This window comes from Streptomyces sp. ICN903 (assembly GCF_022015835.1).
Lineage (GTDB): Bacteria > Actinomycetota > Actinomycetes > Streptomycetales > Streptomycetaceae > Streptomyces > Streptomyces fenghuangensis.
In genome coordinates this window covers 1-20,820 of record NZ_JAKMAY010000044.1, presented here as the reverse complement: position 1 = coordinate 20,820, position 20,820 = coordinate 1, and the positions used below count along the sequence as shown (strand labels likewise).

Below are 20,820 nucleotides of genomic sequence, written 5' to 3'. Positions count from 1 at the left end.
CCCGACCCGTATCCGATCCGGCCGCGAACCGAACGAGGTGCCGCGGAGTGGTTCCGCGCGCCCTAAAACTCGCATTTCTAGTGCGAATTAAGGAGGCAGTGATGCTGTCCGAGAAGTCCACCGCCGTCGTACGCGCCACCCTGCCGGCCATCGGTGCCGCCATCGGCGACATCACCCCGGTCTTCTACCGCAGGATGTTCGCCGCCCACCCCGAGCTGCTGCGCGACCTGTTCAACCGGGGCAACCAGGCCAACGGCACCCAGAGCCGCGCCCTGGCCGGCTCCATCGCCGTCTTCGCCACCATGCTGCTGGAGCACCCCGACCGGCGACCCGACGCGATGCTGGCCCGCATCGCCCACAAGCACGCCGCCCTGGGCATCACCGCCGACCAGTACACGATCGTCCACCGCCACCTGTTCGACGCCATCGCCGAGGTCCTGGGCGAGGCGGTCACCCCCGAGGTGGCCGAGGCGTGGGACGAGGTGTACTGGCTGATGGCCGGGGCCCTGATCGCCATGGAGGCACGGCTGTACGCCGCGAGCGGCCTCGGCGACGGGGACGTGTGGCGGCCCTGGAAGGTGGTCGGCCGCACGGAGGAGACCGCCGAGGTGGCGACCTTCGTGCTCCGCCCGGCCGACGGCGGCCCCGTGCCGCCCTTCCGGCCGGGGCAGTACGTCTCCGTCCAGGTCGCCCTGCCCGACGGGGCGCGGCAGATCCGCCAGTACAGCCTCTCCTGCGCCCCCGACGGTGACGACCGCCGGATATCGGTCAAGCGCGTCGGCGGCGACCCGGCCGGCGAGGTCTCCAACCGGCTGCACGAGAACGTCCGCGAGGGTGATGTGCTCACCGTCGGCGCCCCCTTCGGCGACGTGGCGCTGGACGACGGCGACGACCCGGTCCTGCTCGCCTCGGCGGGCATCGGCTGCACCCCGATGGTCAGCATGCTGGCCCATCTGGCCGCCACCGGCTCCCCGCGCCGCACCACCGTGGTGCACGGCGACCGGACCGAGTCCTCCCACGCCTTCCGCGAGCAGACGGAGCAGCTCACCGCCAAGCTGCCCGACGCCGCCCTCCACGTCTGGTACGAGCGCCCCGAGGGCGAGTGGCCGGCCGAGCGCACCGGACTGGTCGACCTGTCGGGCGTCGAGATCCCCGAGGGGGTCCGGGCCTACCTGTGCGGGCCGGTGCCGTTCATGCGCTCGGTGCGCACCCAGCTGCTGGAGCGCGGCGTCCCCGCCTCCCGCATCCACTACGAGTCCTTCGGGCCCGACCTGGGCCTCGACGTCGGCTGAGCCCCGGGGCGCGGCTCGTCCGGCCCGGGGGTGGCCCGCTCCGCGGCACCCCCGGGCCGCGCGGGCGGGTCACTCCCTTCTGTGGCGGGCGCGGTAGGCGTTGACCTTGGCCCGGTTGCCGCACTCCGCCATCTGGCACCAGGTGCCGGAGCGGTTCTTGGAGTGGTCGTAGAACGCCCACTGGCAGCCCTCGGACGGGCAGACCTTCAGCCGGCGCCAGGTGCCGTCGAAGGCCGCGCGCCCGGCGATGGCGAGGCAGCGGCCGAGCGCTCCGGTGACACCGGCGGTGGTGTCGGGACGCACCCGGCGCGACGGGCGCGCCGCAGGAGCGGGGCTCGCCCGGGCGCACCGAGCGGGGCGGTCACTCCGCCGATCCGGGGCGCTCGCGCCGGCCGGCGTTGAAGCGTGCTTTCTTCTGGCGGTTCCCGCACGTGTTCATGTCGCACCATCTGCGGGTGCGGCTCCGGCTGGTGTCGAAGAAGGCCGCCCGGCAGGTCGGTGACGCACACAGGGCCAGCCTTCCGTCCCGCTCGCCCGCGATGATGTCGATCGCATCGGCGGCGATCACGCCGAGGGCGTCCTCCACCTGGGAGTCCGGGCCGAGCCGCCACCGCCGCTCGCCCTCGGACGTCAGGATCGCGGCGGCCCGGCCCTCCGCGCTGCGGTCGTTGATGACTTCGACGGCGGATGCGGGGAGGGCGTCGTGGAGCGCGGCCGCTGTCGCGGCGGCGTGAATCGACTCCCTCAACTCCCGGGCGAGGTCGAACTGGGCGGTGGTGCAGGAGTCCGCGGCGAGGCCGTTCACCGCCAGCCAGTCGAGGAGCCGGTGCGGCGTGGGGATGCGCTCCACGGCGTTTCCGCGACGCTCCGTCAGGGTCGCCGTGAAGCTGGTCGCCAGCACGTTGCCGAGGCGGAAGTCGGGGAACCCAGCGCGCATGGAACCACCTTAGCCGGTTGCACGCCGAGATGACGGCGTGTTAGAACCGGCTTAGCCGGTTCGCGATGATTCGTGGCCGGTCCTGCGACGGCCAGGAGGTCCCATGCCCCGCCCCACCCGCGACGTGCGGGCGTTCGAAGCCCGCGCGACCGACGCCGACCTCGACGATCTGCGTGCGCGACTGGCCGCGGCGCGACTGCCGGAGGCCGAGACGGTCCACCGCGCCGCGCCCGGCCCCCGCCGATGGGAACAGGGCGTTCCCCTCGCCGACCTCGTCGATGTCGTGGACTACTGGCGCACCGGGTACGACTGGCGGCCGTTCGAGGAGCGCCTCAACCGCATCGGCCAGTTCCGCACGGCCGTCGACGGTCTGGGAATCCACTTCCTGCACCGCCGGTCCACGCGTGCGGACGCCACCCCTGTGGTCCTGACGCACGGCTGGCCGGACAGCGTTGTCCGGTTCGTCGACGTGGTGGACGAACTGGCGGACCCGGAGGACGCGGACGCGCCGGCCTTCCACGTCGTGGTCCCGTCGCTGCCGGGCTTCGGTTACAGCGACAAGCCGACCGCCACCGGGTGGGGGACCGAGAGGATCGCGGCCGCATGGGTGGAGCTGATGGGAAGGCTCGGCTACGGCAGGTTCCTGGCCCACGGCGGAGACTGGGGAGGCAATATCACCACGGTTCTCGGCGGCAGGTTCCCGGCGCACGTCCTGGGCATCCACACGACGTTCGCGGAGGCGCCGCCCGGGCTGACGACGGACGGGCTGACGCCGGCCGAGCGCGGGTGGACCGAGGAAACCCGCGACTTCTGGCGCCACCGCGCGGCATACGCCAAACAGCAGGCGACCCGGCCGCAGACCATCGGCTACTCGCTCGTGGACTCGCCGGTCGGGCTCCTCGCCTGGATCCTCGACAAGTTCGCCGAGTGGTCGGACACCGAGGACAGCCCGTTCGAGACGATCTCCAGGGACCGCGTTCTCGACGACGTCACCCTCTACTGGCTGACACGGACCGGCGCGTCGGCGGCCCGCATCTACTACGAGAGCCACAACTCGCTCGACCCCGGACTCCGGGTCGACGTCCCGTCGGCGATCACCATGTACCCCCGTGACGTCGAGAAGTGTCCGCGTCCCTGGGCGCAGGAGCGGTACCGGCGGATCGTCCGGTGGCGGACGCCCGAAAGAGGGGGGCACTTCCCGTCGCTGGAGGTTCCCGGGTATTTCGCCGAGGACCTGCGGGAAGGCCTCGCGGCAGTGCTGGCCGCCAGCCGGTGAACGCGGCCCCGCGCCTGCGGCCCCGCGCCTGCGGCCCCGGGCCGCCGAGGCCCTCAGCGCGCGGCGGCCGAGGCCCTCAGCGCGGCGATCACCTCCTCGTCGCCGACCTGGTGGAAGTCCTCGTACCACTGCCCGACCCCCTGGAAGGACGGCGGCGTCTCCAGGCACACCAGGCGGTCGGCCACCTGCTCCATCGCCGCGGCCGCCTGCACGGAGGAGACCGGGACGGCCAGGACCAGCACCTCCGGCTCCATGACGCGGGCGGCGTGCAGCGCGGCGCGCGCGGTGACGCCGGTGGCCAGCCCGTCGTCGACGACGATCACCGAGCGGCCCCGCAGCTCCAGGGCGGGACGGCCGCCGCGGTACAGGCGCTCGCGGCGGCGCAGCTCCGTCCGCTCCCGCTCGACCTGCCCGGTCAGGTCCCCGGCCGTCAGGCCGAGCATCCGCAGGGACCGCTCGTCGAACAGCGGCGGTCCCTCGCCCGCTATGGCCCCGATGCCGAACTCCGGGTTGAACGGCGCGCCGATCTTGCGGGCGACCAGTACGTCCAGCGGCGCGTGCAGCGCGCGGGCGACCTCCTCGCCGACGGGGACGCCGCCCCGGGGGAGGGCCAGTACCAGCGGGTCGCCGATCTCCTCGGCGCGCTGGAGGTCCCGCAGCGGCTCGGCGAGCATCCGGCCCGCCTGCGTGCGGTCGTGGAAGCGCATGATCTGTCTCCCTTCGCTTCCGGCGGCCCCGCCGCGCGGGGACCGGGTGCCGTGCGGCGGAGACCGGGGCCGGGGCCGGACGCCGGTGCGGCGGTGGTGCGGCGGCGGGACGGTTCACCGGGGCACCGTCTGCCCGACCATCCGGACGAACCAGTCGCGGGCCGCGGCGGCGGCCTGGTCGAGGGCGCCGGGCTCCTCGAACAGATGGGTGGCGCCGGGCACCACGTGCACCGTGCACGGGGCCGGCAGCCGTGAGGCCGCCTGCTCGTTCAGCCGCAGCACCTCGCGGTCCTCGCCGCCGACGATCAGCAGGACGGGCGCGGAGACCCGGTCCAGGGCACCGCCCGCGAGGTCGGGCCTGCCGCCCCGGGAGACCACGGCCCGCACCCGGCCGGGCTGCTCGGCCGCGGCCACCAGGGCCGCGGCGGCGCCGGTGCTGGCCCCGAACAGACCGATCGGCAGCCGGGCGGTGTCCGGGCGGCCGCCGAGCCAGTCGACCGCCGCCACCAGGCGCCGCGCGAGGAGGGGGATGTCGAAGCGGTACTCGGCGGTGACCGTGTCCGTCCGCTCCTCGTCCTCGGTGAGCAGGTCGAACAGGAGCGTGCCCAGCCCGGCGTCCTGCAGGACCCCGGCCACCGCCCGGTTGCGCGGACTGTTCCGGGAGCTGCCGCTGCCGTGGGCGAAGGCCACGACGCCGCGGGCCCCGTCGGGCACGGTGAGGTCCCCGGTCAGGGCGGCTCCTCCGTCGGTCGGGATCCTCAGTGTCCGGGGAATCATCGGCCGCCTCCCGTGCTGTGGGGATCGGTGCGCCGCCGGGGTACCCGCCGGCCGCGGCGGTATGCGTCCGGAAGCGGGACGGGGGTGCGCCCTTGCCGCCGCCCCGCGCGCCCTACCGGCCCGCCCCGCCCGCCGGCGCCGGCTTCTCCCGCCGCTCCCCGGCGTCCTCGGGGCCGAACAGCGAGACCGAGCCGTACTCGCCGTCGTAGCCGGGCTCGCGCCGCACCCGGTGGGCGCGCAGCCGCTCGATCGCCTCGGCCGTCTCCGGCTCGCCCGCCCCGCGCACCCGGTCCACCGGCACCTGGAGCAGCAGCGGCAGCTCGGGGCCCAGCGCGGCGGTCAGGCTCTCCAGGGCGCGTCCGACGGTCTTGGTCTTCGGCCCGACACCGAGGATCTCGCCCGCGATCTCCGGCAGCGGGACGATCTTCAGGGCCTCACCGCCGGTGGACGGCCTCCGCCCGGGGGCGCGGTCGGCCAGCTCCTCGACCCGGTGGAGCACGCCGACGGTCGGCTTCCTGCCGCACACCGGGCACCTGCCGCCGCTCTCCCTGGTCTGGGCCGGCTCCAGCCGCACCCCGCAGGCGCGGTGCCCGTCCAGGTGGTACTTGCCCGCCTCCGGGTACAGGTCCACGGTGCCGGCGTACCCCTGGCCGGTCTCCAGGGCGCGGCGGATCGCGAAGTAGTCCACCTCGGTGTCGAACACGGTGGCGTTGCGGCCCAGGACGGGCGGGGAGTGCGCGTCCGAGTGGCTGACCAGCCGGAGGCGGTCCAGGGAGGAGACCCGCCAGTTCATCTCCGGGTCCGAGGACAGGCCCGTCTCCAGGGCGAAGACGTGGCCGGCCAGGTCGCCGTAGCACTCGTCCACGCCGTCGAAGCCGGACTTCGAGCCGAGGACGCCGAACCAGGGCGTCCAGGCGTGCGCGGGGACCAGGTAGGCGCCCTCGCCGCAGGAGAGGACGGCCTCCAGCAGATCGCGGGAGTCCACCGCCAGGGCGGGACGTCCGTCCGAGGCGAGGTCGCCGTACGGGGACAGGGCGCGGGCCAGGCGCCCGGCCGCGTCGAAGTCCGGCGCGTAGCACAGGTGATGGATCCTGCGGCCCCGGCCGCCGCGCCGGTAGTTGGTGGCGACCTCCACCTGGAGCAGGAAGCGCAGCGGGCCGCGGCAGGCCGGCGGCAGGTCCTCCAGCACCTCGCGGTCGAGGTCGTCGCGCAGCCGGAACAGCCCCGGCTCCGCGGGCACCAGCGACTCGCGCAGCACCTCGGCCCACACGGGGTGGAGGAAGTCGCCGGTGCCCAGCACGGTGATCCCCTTGCGCCGCGCCCACCGGGCCAGGTGTGGCAGATCGCTGTTGCGGCTGCACGCCCTGCTGTACCGGGAGTGCACGTGCAGGTCGGCGTAGTAGCGCATGTACCACGCGTGCCCGGGAAGCGCGGCGGCATGACGAGGGGCGCGCAGGGGCGCTCAGAGGGCGCGGGCCGGGCGCGTGCGATCCGGTGTTAGGTTGGCCGTGGCGCCCCCGCGCCCCGGACGAGCGCGCCGTACCCGGCAGGACAAGACGGCGCAGGTCATACGCGGCAAGGCACATCACCTGCGGAGGTCACGTCGTGGCGTGGGTCGTACTGGTCGTATCGGGGCTCCTGGAAGCGGTGTGGGCCGCGGCGCTCTCGGCGTCGCACGGTCTGACCCGGCTCAGGCCCAGCGTGCTGTTCGTCGTCGCCCTCGCCCTCAGCATGGGCGGCCTGGCCTACGCGATGCGCGGCATCCCCATCGGCACCGGGTACGCGGTGTGGGTCGGGATCGGGGCCGTGTGCACGGCGCTGTACGGAATGGTCGCGCTGGGCGATCCCGTCTCCACCGGGCGTGTGCTCTGCCTGGTGCTGATCGTCGCCGGTGTCGTGGGCCTGAAGATCCTGGAGTGAGCGCGGTGGGGCCCGGGCCCGCGCGGGCCCGGGCCCCACCGCACACGGCCCGGTGCCCTCCTCAGCGGGAGGTGTCGTCCTTGCCGGAGGATCCCTTCTTCCGCCAGGTGCGCCCGGCGCGCCCGGTCGTGGCCGGGTCGACCCGTCCCTTGGCGGTCTCGCCGGACAGGTGGCGGACGTGCTCCTTGGCGACCTGCCTGAGTCGCCTGTCCTTCTCGTGCTGCTCTTCCTTGTGGCGGCGTTTGAACATGGTGCCTCGCTCCCTGCCTCGTGCGGCTGCCCGTGCGGGCCGTACGGGCAGCCCGCTGTGGGCACTCCGCGCTACGCGGTTCCCCGCTCCCGGGTGTCCATGCCTGCCGGATGGGGAGCAGCGGGGGAGGGGAACCGGAATAGGGAGGGGAGTCCGGCTGTTCGGTAAAGTGATTGAACAATCAACCATCGGGATGTGAGCGCAGTGCAGTTCGGAATCTTCACCGTGGGCGACGTCACCCCGGACCCGACCACGGGCCGGACGCCCACCGAGCACGAGCGCATCAAGGCCATGGTCGCCATCGCGCTCAAGGCCGAGGAGGTGGGCCTGGACGTCTTCGCCACCGGCGAGCACCACAACCCGCCCTTCGTGCCCTCCTCGCCGACGACCATGCTCGGCTGGATCGCGGCCCGCACCGAGCGCCTGATCCTGTCCACCTCCACCACCCTGATCACCACCAACGACCCGGTCAAGATCGCGGAGGACTTCGCGATGCTCCAGCACCTGGCCGACGGACGCGTGGACGTGATGCTGGGGCGGGGCAACACCGGGCCGGTCTACCCCTGGTTCGGGCAGGACATCCGCCAGGGCATCCCGCTGGCGATCGAGAACTACGCGCTGCTGCACAAGCTGTGGCGCGAGGACGTGGTGGACTGGCAGGGCCGCTTCCGCACCCCCCTGCAGGGCTTCACCTCCACCCCGCGCCCGCTCGACGGCGTCCCGCCGTTCGTCTGGCACGGCTCCATCCGCTCCCCGGAGATCGCCGAGCAGGCCGCCTACTACGGCGACGGTTTCTTCCACAACAACATCTTCTGGAACAAGGAGCACACCCAGCGCATGGTCTCCCTGTACCGGGAGCGCTACGCCCACTACGGCCACGGCACCGCCGAGCAGGCGATCGTCGGCCTCGGCGGCCAGGTGTTCATGCGGCGCAACTCCCAGGACGCCGTCCGCGAGTTCCGCCCCTACTTCGACAACGCGCCCGTCTACGGACACGGGCCGTCGCTGGAGGACTTCACCGAGCAGACCCCGCTGACGGTGGGCAGCCCGCAGCAGGTCGTCGAGAAGACCCTCGCCTTCCGCGACTACGCCGGCGACTACCAGCGCCAGCTCTTCCTGATGGACCACGCCGGGCTGCCGCTGAAGACCGTGCTGGAGCAGATCGACATGCTCGGCGAGGAGGTCGTGCCCGTGCTGCGCGAGGAGTTCGCCGCCAGGCGCCCCGCGCAGGTGCCGGACGCCCCCACGCACGCCTCCCTCCTCGCCCGCCGCGAGGCGGGGACCGAGGCCGGAACAGGAGCCGCGGCCCCCGGCGCCACGGCCTGACAAGGCCCGGCGCAGCCGCCGCATCCTGCCCGGACACCACCGGGCACACCGGACGCCCCGCACAGGACCCGTAGGAGCACAACCATGGAACCCATCCGGATCACGGCCGTCTCGGCCGGCCTCGGCCGCCCCTCCTCCACCCGCCTGCTCGCCGACCGGCTGGCGCAGGCGGCCCGGCGGCACCTGGAGGGCGGGGAGCGTCCGGTGGAGACACGGGTGGTGGAACTGCGCGACCTGGCCACCGACATCGCCCACAACATGGTCACCGGCTTCCCCGGCCCCGCCCTGGCCGAGGCGGTCGAGGCGGTGACGGAGGCGGACGGCCTGATAGCGGTCACCCCGGTCTTCACCGCCTCCTACAGCGGCCTGTTCAAGTCCTTCTTCGACGTCATCGACAACACCGCGCTGCACGGCAAGCCGGTCCTGATGGCCGCGACCGGCGGCACACCGCGCCACTCCCTGGTCATCGAGCACGCCATGCGCCCGATGTTCGCCTACCTGCGGGCGGTCACCGTCCCCACCGCCGTCTACGCCGCCTCCGAGGACTGGGGCGGCGTGGACGAGAGGGTGGGCGAGCTGTCGGCCCGGATCGAACGGGCGGGGCAGGAGCTCGCGGAACTGCTCGGGGCCCGGCCGAGGCCCGCCGGGAGGCCCGGTGCGACGGGCGCGAACGGTGCGAACGAGGCGGCCGGCGCGGCCGGCGGGGCCACTGCGGTCGACGGGACAGGGCAGACGGAGACCGTCGTCCCCTTCGCCCGGCACCTGGCGGCTCTCGGCCTGGACTGATCCGCCCGCGCCCCGCCCGCCGCGTCCGCCCGGGACCGATACTGGACCGTATGGGCACCGCGACCGGAACCGGCCCCGCCGGCCGCCCCGCCGGCCCCGGGGCCGGCGGTGGGGCGGTCGACGAGTACGTGTGCCGCCGACCGGCCCCCGCCCTGCGGCCGTACGTCGCCCGGTACACCGGCTACCTCCAGACCGGTCTGCCGCCGGCCCTCCACCGCGGTCTGCCCTCCCCGTACCTGACGCTGATCCTCACCCTGGACGACCGGCTCACCGTGGCCGCCCATCCCGATCCCCGGCAGCCGCCCGGCCACTACGACACACTGCTGGGCGGCCTTCACGCGGCGCCCGCGCTGATCGCCCACGAGGGCAGGCAGTCGGGCGTCCAGATCGCGCTCGGCCCGCTGGGCGCACGGGCCCTGCTGGGGCCGCCCGCCGGCGAGCTGGCACATCTGGACGTGCCCGCCGACGCCGTGCTCGGGCGGCACTGCGCCGAGCTCCACGACCGGCTGCGGCAGGCCGCGACCTGGCCGGAGCGCTTCGCCGTACTGGACCGCGTCCTGCCGCGTCTGCTGCGCCCGGAGCGGACCGCGCGCCCCGAGGTGGCGCGGGCCTGGCACCGGCTGCTGGCCTCCGGCGGCACCGTCTCCGTCCCGGAACTGGCCGAGGAGGCCGGCTGGAGCACCCGGCACCTGACCGGCCGCTTCCGCACCGAGATCGGGCTCACACCCAAGGCCGCGGCCCGGGTGGTCCGCTTCGACCGGGCCCGCCGGCTGCTGGAGGCCCGGGCCGCCGGGGCCGCCCGGGCTGCCGGGACGGTTGTGGCGGGCGCGGGCGCGGGCGAGCTGGGGCTGGCCGCACTGGCGGCCGAGTGCGGTTACTTCGACCAGGCCCATCTGGCCCGGGAGTTCCGGGCGCTGGCGGGCTGCGCGCCCAGCCGCTGGCTGGAGCGGGAGCACGGCACGCTGTTCCGAAACGTCCAAGCCGCCGAGGGCGCCCCGGCACCACAGTGGGACGTGCGGGGGCTCACCGAGGAGGGGTGAGCCGCGAGAACCCGGAAGCGACCCGACGAAGGAGAGCGGCAGAGATGACGGCAGGCACGAACGGCACGGTACCGCACCCCACGGCACCGCACCCCATGGTGTGGCCGACGCTGCGGGCCCACGACGCCCCGGCGCTGATCCGCTTCCTGACCGACGCGTTCGGCTTCGAGGAGACACTGGTCGTCAGGGGCGAGGGCGCGGACGCGGACACCGTCCACCACGCGCAGCTGGACTGGCCCGAGGGCGGCGGGATCATGCTCGGCTCGGTGCGCGGTGGCGACGACGACCCCTGGCCCCTGGAGCCGGGGAGCTTCGGCGCGTACGTCGTCACCGCACGCCCCGACGAACTCTTCACGCGGGCCGTGCGCTCCGGTGCGCGGGTGCTGAGGGAGCCGTACGACACCGACCACGGTTCCCGCGACTTCGCCGTGCGCGACATCGAGGGCAACCGCTGGCAGTTCGGCACCTACCGCGGCGAGCCGCGCGGGGCGGCGCGTCCGGAACGGGCCGCCGCCGAGCGCTGACGGGGCCGGGAGCCGGGGCCGCCGGGCGTACGGGTGCCGGGGCGCGCAAGCGGGTAGGCGTCCGGACCCCGCGCCCCGTCGCCCGAGAGCCGGCGAGTCGGCGAGCCGGACGGCCGGGGCGTTTCGAGAGCCCCGGATCCCGAGAGGAAGACAACCCCCATGACGACCAGCGTCGGCAACCCCGGCAGCACGACAGCCGAGTACAAGAGGTCCCCGAGCCACTTCACCGACCGCATCACGGCCGACGGCGCCGACGGCTGGCCGGTCGAGGCCGGACGGTACCGGCTGGTGGTCAGCCGGGCCTGCCCCTGGGCGAGCCGCGCCCTGGTGGTGCGGCGGCTGCTCGGCCTGGAGGACGCGATCTCCCTGGCGGTCACCGACCCCCTGCAGGACGAGCGCAGCTGGCGCTTCACCCTGGACCCGGACGGCCGGGACCCGGTGCTGGGCATCGCCTTCCTCGGCGAGGCGTACGCCGCCCGCGAGCCCGGCTACGACGGCGGCATCAGCGTCCCGGCGATCGTCGACGTCCCCAGCGGCGTGCTCGTCACCAACGACTACCCGCGCATCACGCTCGACCTGGCCACCGAGTGGACCGCGCTGCACCGCGACGGCGCGCCCGACCTGTACCCCGAGCCGCTGCGCGACGAGATCGACGAGGTGATGGAGGACGTCTACCGCAACCTGAACAACGGTGTGTACCTGGCCGGGTTCGCCAAGAGCGAGCGGGCCTACGAGCGCGCCTACCGCAACCTGTTCGCCTGCTGGGACCGGCTCTCCGAGCGCCTGGCCGGCCGCCGCTACCTGGTGGGGGACACCATCACCGAGGCCGACGTGCGGCTGTTCACCACCCTGGTGCGCTTCGACGCGGTCTACCACAACCACTTCAAGTGCAACCGCAATAAGCTGACCGAGGACCCGGTGCTGTGGGCCTACGCCCGCGACCTCTTCCAGACCCCCGGCTTCGGCGACACGGTCGACTTCGACCACATCAAGCGCCACTACTACCAGGTGCACACCGACATCAACCCCACCCAGATCGTGCCGCTGGGCCCGGACCCGTCCGGCTGGCTGACCCCGCACCACCGCGAGGAGCTGGGCGGGCGGCCCTTCGGCGACGGGACCCCGCCCGGCCCGCCGCCCGCGGCGGAGGAGATCCCCGCGCGGGGCCGGGCCGACGCCGGATCCGGGGCCTGACCCGGTGCCGCTCCCGGACCCGTGACCGGGAGCGGCCCGGCGGAGTACGAAATCACCGGCCGGGCCGCATTCCCCGTCTGCGGCGCGGGTACCCCGGCGGGAACGCGAGGAGAAACGCAGGCACCGACGTGGGAGACAGGTGGTCACCGTGCTCGCCGGACGGCTGGACGTGAAGACGCGCGCCTTCTCGGTGGAGGAGGTGCCCACCCCGCGCCCGGGGCCGGGGGAGGTGCTGGTCAAGGTGGAGGCCGCGGGGGTCTGCCTGTCGGACGTGCACCTGATCGACGGCACGCTCACCCCGCTGTACCTGCCCGGGGACACCGTCACCCTCGGCCACGAGGTCGCGGGCGTCGTCGCCGAGCCGGGCGCGGGTGTGACCCGGTGGCGGCCGGGGCAGCGCGTCCTGCTCCAGGCCGGGGAGGAGCGGGAGGGGGCGGTGTGGACCCGCGGCGTGGACTACGACGGGGGCTGGGCCGAGTACGCGGTGGCGACCGAGTCGACGCTGGTGCGCATCCCGGACGAGCTGCCCTTCGAGCAGGCCGCGATCATCCCGGACGCGGTGTCCACCCCGTGGGCCGCCATCACCGCCACCGCCCGCACCGAGCCCGCGCGCCCGGCCGGTGTCTGGGGCGCGGGCGGTCTGGGCGTGCACGGCGTGCAACTGCTGCGCCTGGTGGGCGCCGCGCCGATCATCGCCGTCGATCCCCTGCCCGAGGCGCGCGAACGGGCCCTGGCCTTCGGCGCCGACCTGGCCCTCTCCGCGGACGACCCCGAACTGCCCGCCCGGGTGCGGGGGGAGACCGGCGGGGCCGGGCTGGCCGTCGCCTTCGACTTCGCCGGGGTGCCGGCGGTTCGGGAGCAGGCGGTGCGCTGCCTGGGGCAGGGCGGCAGGCTGGTGCTGGTCGGGCTCACCGACAAGCCGCTGACCATCACCGACGGCACCGCCTTCAGCTACTTCCAGCAGCAGGTGCTGGGTCACTACGGCTCCTTCGACGAGCATGTGGTGCAGCTCGTCGAACTGGTGCGGCGGCACCGGCTGGAGTTCTCGCGGTCGGTCAGCGGGGTGCTGCCGCTGGCGGAGGCGGGGGAGGCGGTGGACCGGCTGCTGCGCAAGGAGGGCAACCCGGTCCGGCTGATCCTGCGCCCCTGACGCGGCGCCGGCGAGGCCTCCGCGCGGCGGTGTGCCGACGGGGCTTCGGCGGTACGGGCCGCGCGAGAGGTGGGCGCCGGCGCCGGGCAGGGTCTCGTCTCTCCTGCCCGGCGCCGGAGTGGGGCCGCCGGACCGGCGTCCGTGGGGGGAGGAAAACGCCGGGCCGGCGGGCGGCCGCGCTGGTCGGCCGTCGTCAGCGGGCCTTGGCGGCGGACTCCTTCTGGAAGGCGCTCAGGCCGTACGACCAGATCTGGTTGACCCGGCTGCGCTCGGCGGCGTTGGGGTAGGCGTTGGTGCAGGACGGGCCGGGGCCGCCGCCGGACATCAGCTCGCTGCACGGCCCGGAGTAGTTGTCCCGCAGGCCCAGCACATGGCCGGTCTCGTGCGAGGTGACGCGGGTGGAGTTGTAGACCTGGTTCTGCCGGTAGTCCAGGAAGATGTAGCCGTTGCCGCGGCCGTCGGTGCTGGCGTAGGAGCCGCGCGAGTCGTTGCCCTCGTAGTACCGGAAGTCGGCGTTGCTGCCCGAGACCAGGCGCACGTTGCTGACCGAGGAGTTCCAGATCTGGGCGCTGCGGGATATCTCGGTGGCGAACGAGGGCGCCCGGCTGGCGTCGTAGACGACCGTGACGGCCTGCGCCCCCGTGGCCCGCTGCTTGGACAGCGCGGACTCCATCACGGCCTCGAAGAAGGCCCTGGTGTTGGCCTGGTCGGCGGCGGAGCCGGAGTACGCGGCGATCGAGGCGGGGAGCCGGTCGGCCTGGGCGGGGGCCGCGGAGGCCGGCACCGCGGTCAGGCTCAGGGCCGTGCCCAAACCGAGCGCCGCGGCCAGGGCCGCTCTGGAGGACTTCATGTGGGGGGTCTCCTTCTCGTCGGTGAACCCGGGTGCGGAACATGTGGGGGCCGGGTCCGGCGGAGGAACTTCGGTCAGTCAGGATTGTGTTCGACCTCCGCGCCGCCGGGATGATGCCAACCGGCGATAGCGCCGGACTATCACCCGTGATCGCACCGCCCGATCTCCCGGCCGGGGAAGGCACGCCGAGGACCCGCCGGAACGGCCCTGGACGGCCCGACTCGCGCGCCGGGAACGCCGGGCATGCCGTTTCGGTGGCGTTTGGACGGCTGGTGCCGCCTGTTGGGGCGTCGTTATCCTCCAGGTGTGGAGCTCGACGTGAGGCATCTGCGTGTGCTGTGCGCCATCGCCGACGCCGGCAGCGTCCGCAAGGCGGCGCTGCGCCTGGGCATGAGCCAGCCCTCCCTGACGACGCAGCTGCGCCGTATCGAGAACGCCATCGGCGGACGGCTGTTCACCCGGGAGCGCACGGGCAGCCGTCCCACGGCCCTGGGGCGGTCCGTGCTCTGCCGCGCACGCCCGATCGTCGCCGACATGGCGGCCCTGGTGAGCGAGGCGAGGAGCGCGGCGGCACTGGCCGGAGAGGCGCGGCTGCGGATCGGCAGCACGGCCAGCCGTGCCGTGGCCGGATGGGTGCGCAGGCTCCGGGACCGCTACCCCGGCGCCGAGACGGGGATCCACATCGACGTCTCGGCCAACTCGCTGCTCCAGACGGTCGCCGACGGGCAGGTGGACGTGGCTTTCGTCCACGAGCCGGAGGGCTTCCCGCTGCGCTTCCCCCCGGGAGTGGAACAGCACGTCCTGGTCGCCAGGGAACCGCAGTTCATCGCCCTGCCCGAGACCCACCCCCAGGCCGGCCGCCGGGTGGTCGACATGGCCGATCTCGCCGACGACCAGTGGATCGTCGACTTCACGGCGGACGGGGAGTGGGCCGCCACGCGCCGCGCCTTCGCGACCGCCGGACTGAACCCGCGCATGGTCCACGTGCCCGACAACACCACCGCCGCGGCGCTGATCGCGGGAGGCGAGGCGGTGAGCGTGTGCCAGCCCGTCTCCCAGCAGCGCCAGGGGATGGTCATCCGCCCGCTGCGCGGCGACCCGCTGGCGGTACGGCTGTTACTGGCCTGCCGGTCGGACAGTCCGTCGGCGGCCGAGATCGGCGGCCTGCGCGCCGACCTCATGGCCGCCTACGCCGAGGTCGCCTGGGCCAGCCCCGCCTACCGCTGGTGGCTGCTGCGCCACGGCGGTGCGCTGCTCCCCCCGCCGGAGGGCGGCCCCGGCCCCGCGCCGTCCGCCGCCGAGCCCCCCGGTGTGCCGGCGCCAGGCCGCACGTCCGGTCGTACGGACGCCGCGGACGGCCTGCCGGAGCACGTCCTGGCCGCGGTGCCCGGCCCGCCCCGCGCCGCACGGCGGCCCGCTCCGCACAGCACCGCACCGCGCGTGCCCCGGGCGCGCGGGTGAGGTGTGCGGGGACGAGGTGTGTGCGGTGGACGCTCCCGGATCAGCCCCTGCCGAGGTCCAGCGGCGGTTCGACGGTGTGGAAGCACTGGGTGCACACATAGCCGCCGTGCGGCCCCTCCTGGACCGACCAGCCGCACTGGGCGCAGTGCATCACGGCCACGTCGTGCGCCGGGACGTCGGAGTGTGACGGGGTCATCCGGTGGCTCCGCAGTTGCCGCAGGACCAGCGCCCGTCGGGGCCCTGGATCACGGTGGCTCCGCATGTGGTGCAGTTCAACGGCAGTTCCCCTTCCGCCGTGTCCCGCCTGGCCGCCCGCGCCGCCGGTGCGGTCACCATCGAAGGCGCGGCTGTCACAGGTCACCGTAGCCCGGCGCACGGCCGGTGACGAGACCCCCTCCGCGCGCCCTCCCTCCTGATCCGCCTCCCGGTGCGGTGCTCCACGCGCCGCCGGATGCCCGGTGGCGCAATTCACCCCGGCGGCCCGGGCGGGGCTCGTTACCATCGAGGTACCGAATACCGGAATCCGCCCTTCCGAAATGCGGGACCAAGGTGTCTGCTGATCTCTCCTCCGTCATAGCCGCCACCACCCGGTGGCTGGTCCGCGCCTACCCGACCGCCGGCGGCGTGCTCAGCGCCTCCCTGGCCGAGGCGCAGGCGCGCCAGGCGGTCACGGTCGCGGCCTGGCTGCGCTATCCGACGCCGCTGGACGCCGCGCTGGTGGCGTTCGCCGGACCGGGCGGCGCCCTGCGGCTGGACCGGATCACCGGCGCGGCGGCCCCGGACCCGGCCGGTCCCGACACCTCCTGCGATCCCGGCGGCACGTCCGCCGGTCTGCCGTGGATCCCCGTGCCCCGCGAGCCCGGTGAGACGGGGAGCGCCTGGCGCACCTGGGTGGACGAGGTCCTCGCCAGCTGGGCGGCCTGCCTGCTGACCTCGCCGGATCTGGTGGAGGAGGCGGTGGCCGGGGCCCTGCGCAGCGAGCACGCGCGGGGGCTGGCCGTCGACTTCCGCAGGCTGGCCGCTCCCGACGGGCTCGACCGGCAGGCCGCGCCCCTGCTGCGGCATCCCGACCTGATGGAGCCGGTCGCCGGACTGCACCGCGACGGACTCCTGGCCTGCCTCGGCTCCCACCGCGGCCCGCAGGCCGGGGCCGCGGCGGCCGACTGACCGAGCCCGGGCCCGCCGCCGGATCCGGTGGCGGGCCCGGAAGGCGTGGCTCGGCGGGCGGGGATCGGCGGGCCGGGATCAGGCCCGCCGCCACAGGGCCGGGGTGTTCGGCGGCTCCCAGCCTGCCTGGGACAGATGCGCCTGGAGGCACGTGTAGGAGGCTCCGCCGTACTCCACCCGGTCGCCGGCCCGGTAGTCCACCCCCGCGCGCCAGGTGCCGCCGGGGCCGCCGGGGGGCGGGGTGGGCGGCGGCGTCCGGGAGACGTCGAGGACGAAGTCGAACGTCGCCTCCTTCGCCGAGCCGACCGTCCGCACGTTCATCAGCAGCGCGGGGTCGAAGATCGAGTCGGTGCCGTTGCGCGGCTCGCCCGGGAAGTAGAGCTGGGTGGTCAGCACGGGGCGGCCCGGCGCCTGCGCCTTGACGTGGATGTGCCGGGTGCGGCCCGGGTACAGGCCGGGGACGATCGTGGTGAGTTCGAACGCCCCCCGCGCGTCGGTGTACTGGTGGCCGCGGAACCGGTAGCCGGTGTTGTCGTAGGCGCCGCCCGCGTCCGCCTGCCAGAAGTCCAGCAGCACGTCCGCGAGCGGCTGGCAGGCCCGGCCGAACACGTACCCGCTGACGGTCAGCCGCGTGCCCTGGGTGCCCGCGTCGACCAGCGAGGTGCGGCGCGGTGAGTTCGGCCTGAAGTACGGGCCCTCCATCTGCGGTGGTGTGGGGTCGTCCCCGTCGTCGCAGTACGGGGTGAGCGGGAGCGGTTCACCGGCGGACGACGGCCGCAGGGTGCGGGCCAGGGCCGGTGCGCCGCCGGCGAGCAGCGGCAGGGGAGCGGCCAGCAGCGCCCCCTTGAGCACGCTCTTGCGGCTGATGGGGCGCGGCCCGGAGGCCGACCCGGAGTCGCTTGCGGGGCGGGGGGTGGCGTGGTCTTCCACGGGTTCTCCTGCTGTCGGGGAAGGTGGTATGGACCTTTCGCGAACAGGTCTGAACCTATGCGGGTGTCCGGGTGGAGGCGATGGACAGGACTCAGCGGTCGTGGTGATTCGTTCCGGTCCCGTCCCGGTCCGCCTCGCCGTCCGTGCCCGCCCCGGCGCCCGTACCCGCTCCACCGGCCTCCCCGGCCCCGCTGCGGAAGGCGCCGGGCGTGACACCGGTCTCCCGGCGGAAGAAGCGGCAGAAGTACGCCGGATCGGCGAAGCCCGCCTGCCGGGCCACCTGGCCCACCGTCATCCCCGTCCCCGTCAGCAGCCGTTTGGCCTCCAGCACCCGCGCCCGCCGCAGAAGCTGCCCCGGGGTGCGCCCGGTGGCCCGCTTGACCGTCTCGTTCAGGTGGCCGGCCGACACCCCCAGCCGCGCCGCGCACTCGCGCACCGACAGCCGTCCGGCCTCCGGCTCCTCCAGCAGCCGGCCGAACTCCCGGGCCGCCCCGGAGACCCGCCCGCCCTCCGGCCCGGCCGCGGCGGCGGGCGGGACGCCGCCGGGCAGCCGGCTCGCGCGGACGAGGAGGACGTGCAGATAGGACTGGAGGACGGAGGCGAACCCCTCACCCCGGCCGCGGTACTCCCGGTCCATCTCCCGCAGCAGCGCCGAGAGCCGTACCGCCTCCTCGCGCGGCGGCCGCAGCCACGGCCGCTCCCGCAATCCCCGCAGCGTCTCGCGGTCCTCCGGGTGCTCCAGCAGGAAGTCGTCGGTGAACAGCACCACCCAGCCGTTCAGGCCCGAGACCCCGCGCCAGTGGTGCACCTGCCCGGGGGCGACCGCGCAGAGGTTCGGCGGGCTCAGCCGCCACGGCACCGCGTCCACCACATGGGTGCCGCGGCCGCTGGTGACGTACACGATCTCGTGGAAGACGTGCCGGTGCGGGAAGCCGGCGCGTGACAGCGGCCCGATGGTGTCGAAGGAGCCGATGGCGAACGGCAGCGCGTTCGGCGCGGGCACCTCCAGCCGGTGCAGCGGTACCGGCTCGTACGTCACTCCACCCACCTCCCCGGCGGCCGGGCGGCCCGGTGGAGCATAGTGCGGGACGCCCGGCCGCCGGGAAGGGTCAGGCCTGCACGGTGAACGCGCGCGTGGTGCCGGAGAAGGAACGGGCGCCGCCCACCAGGGGCTTGGCGTCGCCGTGGTAGCGGACGCGGTAGCGGCCGGGGACGGCGTCGGCGGGCACGTCCCAGGTGACGGTCACCTTCGAGGCGGCGATCCCGTCGCGCTCCCAGCGGAAGGCCGTCGACCAGTCGCCGTCGTCGGCGACCGTGCGCCACGCCCCGCCCTCGTACCGCTCCACCCGCAGGTAAGTGCTGCCCCGGTGCAGGTCGTTGCCGGGATGGGCGCCGGCGAACACGGCCGTGACCCGCTCGCCGGCCCGGTAGCCCTCGCGCGGCTGGCTCAGCACGTCCCCGAAAGAGCGCCCGATCTGCGGGGCGTCCAGCACGATCGGCGGCTGGAGGGCGAGCGGTGCGGCGGACAGGTCGGGCGGCTCCGGGCCGGTCGGCAGCGCCCGCCCCTCGCGCATCGCACGGGCCAGCTCCGCCGAGATCTGCTGGATCGCGGGCAGTTGCCAGCGGCCGAAGAGGGTGCTGCCGCCCTCGTAGTGCTGGGCGTCGTACTCCTCGGGGGTGGTGAGGTAGTGGAAGTAGGAGTTGGCGTAGCCCGCCACCAGCACGTCGTCCAGGTCCGCGCCGGTGGCCTTCGCGACGGTGCGCCGCAGCCGCAGCCCCGCCGCGATGGTGACCTCGCCGGGGACGCCGATCAGGTACAGGCGGCCGATCCGCACCAGCTGTACGGGCACGATCTCCTGCACCCAGGGGTAGACCCGGTTCATCTCCCCGATGGGCACGGCGATCGCCTTGGGCGCGTGGGCATCGCGCAGCTCCGGCGAGACGGTGTAGACCACCGAGTGGGAGATCGCGTCCCAGAAGGGGTTCTCGCCCTCGGAGAAGCCGGGGAAGGCCGGCCCGTCCTCCGTGCTGCCCGCCGCCATGGCCGCGCCGACGGCCGGCTTGGCCGTCCTGTGGGTGCGCCCGTCACCGGTGAACTCCGCCTCCACGGTGACGTCGGAGAGGTCCACGTACACCAGCCGGGAGTCCACGCCCCCCGACAGCCGGGTGCCGGGCCGGTCCAACTGCCGCGCGGCGGCCTCGTACTGGAGCAGGCCGTTGGCGCGGGTGCGCTCGAAGTCCTCCGGCGTGGCCGGCGGCTCCAGGTCGAGGTTGGGGGACATGTCGCCGGCGTTGGTCTGCGCGAAGGCGGCGATCACCTCGGGCGCGCCGTCGGCCAGATAGTCCGCGCCCGCCACCTCGCGCTCCCAGTGGTAGGCGGCGTATCCCTTGTTGTCGGCGCTGATGAGCCGGTTGTCGCCGGACATGCTGGTGCAGTGGGTGGCGAACCAGTTGACCGCCCCCACCAGCCGCCCCTGCCGCTCGATCCGCAGCAGCGTGGTGAGCGGGTCGATCGCGTCGGGGAAGTGGGCTTTGACGTCGGCCGGGTTGCGGTCGAAGGCGGCGCGGGAACGGTTGGCGCTGGCCCCGCGCAACTCCCCGTGGGAAAGGGAGAGTTCGGCGGGCGCCAGGTCGGCGTGGGCCCGGCCCACGGCCTCCACGATGCCGCGCACCACCGCGTCGAAGGTCTTGGCGTGGAAGCCGAGCGTGGTGATGTTGTAGAGCAGGTGGTGGGAGTAGCCGCCCGGCCCGGCGTGGGTGTGGGTGGCGGTGATCATGGTGTTGCGGGCGTTGTAGAGGCCGCCGTACCGCTCGTCCAGGGCGCGCAGCACCGCCTGGTGCACGCTGGAGAAGATCATGGGGGAGTCGACCACGACGAGGGCCACCCGCTCCCCGGCGCTTCCGTCCCGGGCCCGGTCGGCGATGACGAAGGCGCGGGCCCGCAGCCGGTTGTGCAGGCCCTGGGCCTGCTGGTCGGTGCGCCCGTAGCCCATCATGCCGACCTCGGCGACCTCCCCGGTGGCGTCCGCGATGCCGCGTCCCACCAGATAGGAGCCGGCCCCCGCGGTGTCGGCCTGCCCGGGTGCGGCGGAGGTGCGGCCGGCGGTGGTGCCTTGGGCGGCGTGGGCCGCGGCCGCGGGGAGCCCGGCGAGGCCGAGCCCGGCCGTCGCGGCGGTGGCGCGCAGGACGCCGCGGCGGCTGCTGCCCGGTGTACGGGCGGGGGCGTCCGGGGT

Annotated in this window: 22 protein-coding genes and 1 riboswitch; of the genes, 11 read left to right on the top strand and 11 right to left on the bottom strand. The window is 74.5% G+C overall.

Features of this window, described 5'->3' with window-relative positions; translation table 11 throughout:
* The first annotated feature begins 101 nt into the window (after positions 1-101).
* Positions 102-1,292, top strand: coding sequence for a globin domain-containing protein (locus L7D48_RS07195; RefSeq protein ID WP_237878113.1), 1,191 nt, complete (start codon positions 102-104; stop codon positions 1,290-1,292).
* Positions 1,293-1,361: 69 nt separating this feature from the next.
* On the opposite strand, the gene L7D48_RS29410 is transcribed toward L7D48_RS07195, so the two are convergent.
* Positions 1,362-1,595 (bottom strand): CGNR zinc finger domain-containing protein, encoded by a 234-nt coding sequence (locus tag L7D48_RS29410; protein ID WP_237878112.1) that lies wholly within the window; start codon positions 1,593-1,595, stop codon positions 1,362-1,364.
* A gap of 58 nt (positions 1,596-1,653) precedes the next feature.
* A complete protein-coding gene (locus tag L7D48_RS07185) occupies positions 1,654-2,229 on the bottom strand; it encodes an ABATE domain-containing protein (protein ID WP_237878111.1) in 576 nt (191 codons plus the stop codon).
* Positions 2,230-2,332: 103 nt separating this feature from the next.
* Here L7D48_RS07185 and L7D48_RS07180 point away from each other — a divergent pair, with 103 nt between their 5' ends.
* Entirely contained in the window at positions 2,333-3,505 is a 1,173-nt protein-coding gene (locus L7D48_RS07180) for an epoxide hydrolase family protein (protein WP_237878110.1), read from the top strand.
* Between the two features lie 53 nt (positions 3,506-3,558).
* On the opposite strand, the gene L7D48_RS07175 is transcribed toward L7D48_RS07180, so the two are convergent.
* The 3 genes from L7D48_RS07175 to L7D48_RS07165 all read right to left on the bottom strand — a co-directional run bounded on the left by L7D48_RS07175 (position 3,559) and on the right by L7D48_RS07165 (position 6,397).
* Positions 3,559-4,212, bottom strand: coding sequence for a phosphoribosyltransferase (locus tag L7D48_RS07175; RefSeq protein WP_237878109.1), 654 nt, complete (start codon positions 4,210-4,212; stop codon positions 3,559-3,561).
* Between the two features lie 114 nt (positions 4,213-4,326).
* Positions 4,327-4,989 carry a dienelactone hydrolase family protein gene (locus tag L7D48_RS07170; protein ID WP_237878108.1) on the bottom strand — a complete coding sequence of 221 codons (663 nt, stop codon included), beginning with the start codon at positions 4,987-4,989 and terminating at the stop codon, positions 4,327-4,329.
* A gap of 112 nt (positions 4,990-5,101) precedes the next feature.
* Positions 5,102-6,397 (bottom strand): endonuclease Q family protein, encoded by a 1,296-nt coding sequence (locus L7D48_RS07165; protein WP_237878107.1) that lies wholly within the window; start codon positions 6,395-6,397, stop codon positions 5,102-5,104.
* A gap of 94 nt (positions 6,398-6,491) precedes the next feature.
* Positions 6,492-6,555: riboswitch (guanidine-III (ykkC-III) riboswitch) on the top strand.
* A 39-nt stretch (positions 6,556-6,594) separates the two neighbouring features.
* Here L7D48_RS07165 and L7D48_RS07160 point away from each other — a divergent pair.
* Positions 6,595-6,909: a multidrug efflux SMR transporter gene (locus L7D48_RS07160; protein ID WP_237878106.1), complete on the top strand. Its 315-nt coding sequence runs from the start codon at positions 6,595-6,597 to the stop codon at positions 6,907-6,909.
* 61 nt (positions 6,910-6,970) lie between these two features.
* Here L7D48_RS07160 and L7D48_RS07155 read toward each other — a convergent pair whose 3' ends face one another.
* Entirely contained in the window at positions 6,971-7,159 is a 189-nt protein-coding gene (locus L7D48_RS07155) for a hypothetical protein (RefSeq protein ID WP_237878105.1), read from the bottom strand.
* A 204-nt stretch (positions 7,160-7,363) separates the two neighbouring features.
* Here L7D48_RS07155 and L7D48_RS07150 point away from each other — a divergent pair, with 204 nt between their 5' ends.
* The 6 genes from L7D48_RS07150 (at position 7,364) to L7D48_RS07125 (ending at position 13,179) form a co-directional block, all read left to right on the top strand.
* Positions 7,364-8,485: an LLM class flavin-dependent oxidoreductase gene (locus L7D48_RS07150; RefSeq protein WP_237878121.1), complete on the top strand. Its 1,122-nt coding sequence runs from the start codon at positions 7,364-7,366 to the stop codon at positions 8,483-8,485.
* An 84-nt stretch (positions 8,486-8,569) separates the two neighbouring features.
* The gene (locus L7D48_RS07145) at positions 8,570-9,271 is read left to right on the top strand and encodes an FMN reductase (RefSeq protein WP_237878104.1); all 702 of its coding nucleotides are present in this window, start codon (positions 8,570-8,572) and stop codon (positions 9,269-9,271) included.
* A gap of 50 nt (positions 9,272-9,321) precedes the next feature.
* The gene (locus tag L7D48_RS07140) at positions 9,322-10,311 is read left to right on the top strand and encodes a helix-turn-helix domain-containing protein (protein WP_237878103.1); all 990 of its coding nucleotides are present in this window, start codon (positions 9,322-9,324) and stop codon (positions 10,309-10,311) included.
* 44 nt (positions 10,312-10,355) lie between these two features.
* Complete coding sequence (locus L7D48_RS07135; RefSeq protein WP_237878102.1) at positions 10,356-10,835, top strand: VOC family protein; 480 nt, start codon at positions 10,356-10,358, stop codon at positions 10,833-10,835.
* A gap of 159 nt (positions 10,836-10,994) precedes the next feature.
* Positions 10,995-12,029, top strand: coding sequence for a glutathione S-transferase family protein (locus tag L7D48_RS07130; RefSeq protein ID WP_237878101.1), 1,035 nt, complete (start codon positions 10,995-10,997; stop codon positions 12,027-12,029).
* Positions 12,030-12,168: 139 nt separating this feature from the next.
* Entirely contained in the window at positions 12,169-13,179 is a 1,011-nt protein-coding gene (locus L7D48_RS07125; RefSeq protein WP_237878100.1) for a zinc-binding dehydrogenase, read from the top strand.
* A gap of 193 nt (positions 13,180-13,372) precedes the next feature.
* Here L7D48_RS07125 and snpA read toward each other — a convergent pair whose 3' ends face one another.
* On the bottom strand, positions 13,373-14,029 hold the full coding sequence (snpA, locus tag L7D48_RS07120; protein ID WP_237878099.1) for a snapalysin: 657 nt from the start codon (positions 14,027-14,029) through the stop codon (positions 13,373-13,375).
* 318 nt (positions 14,030-14,347) lie between these two features.
* Here snpA and L7D48_RS07115 point away from each other — a divergent pair, with 318 nt between their 5' ends.
* Positions 14,348-15,490, top strand: coding sequence for a LysR family transcriptional regulator (locus L7D48_RS07115; protein WP_374491531.1), 1,143 nt, complete (start codon positions 14,348-14,350; stop codon positions 15,488-15,490).
* 40 nt (positions 15,491-15,530) lie between these two features.
* Here the strand turns inward: L7D48_RS07115 and L7D48_RS07110 are convergent, their stop codons facing one another.
* Positions 15,531-15,686 (bottom strand): hypothetical protein, encoded by a 156-nt coding sequence (locus L7D48_RS07110; RefSeq protein WP_237878097.1) that lies wholly within the window; start codon positions 15,684-15,686, stop codon positions 15,531-15,533.
* Positions 15,687-16,039: 353 nt separating this feature from the next.
* On the opposite strand from L7D48_RS07110, the gene L7D48_RS07105 reads away from it, so the two are divergent.
* Complete coding sequence (locus L7D48_RS07105; protein ID WP_237878096.1) at positions 16,040-16,657, top strand: hypothetical protein; 618 nt, start codon at positions 16,040-16,042, stop codon at positions 16,655-16,657.
* A gap of 78 nt (positions 16,658-16,735) precedes the next feature.
* Here L7D48_RS07105 and L7D48_RS07100 read toward each other — a convergent pair whose 3' ends face one another.
* The 3 genes from L7D48_RS07100 to L7D48_RS07090 all read right to left on the bottom strand — a co-directional run.
* Complete coding sequence (locus tag L7D48_RS07100; RefSeq protein ID WP_237878095.1) at positions 16,736-17,587, bottom strand: carbohydrate-binding protein; 852 nt, start codon at positions 17,585-17,587, stop codon at positions 16,736-16,738.
* A 91-nt stretch (positions 17,588-17,678) separates the two neighbouring features.
* Positions 17,679-18,626 carry an AraC family transcriptional regulator gene (locus tag L7D48_RS07095; protein WP_237878094.1) on the bottom strand — a complete coding sequence of 316 codons (948 nt, stop codon included), beginning with the start codon at positions 18,624-18,626 and terminating at the stop codon, positions 17,679-17,681.
* A 70-nt stretch (positions 18,627-18,696) separates the two neighbouring features.
* Positions 18,697-20,820, bottom strand: a 2,124-nt coding sequence (locus L7D48_RS07090) for a neutral/alkaline non-lysosomal ceramidase N-terminal domain-containing protein (RefSeq protein WP_374491507.1), incomplete at its 5' end; no start/stop codon positions are given.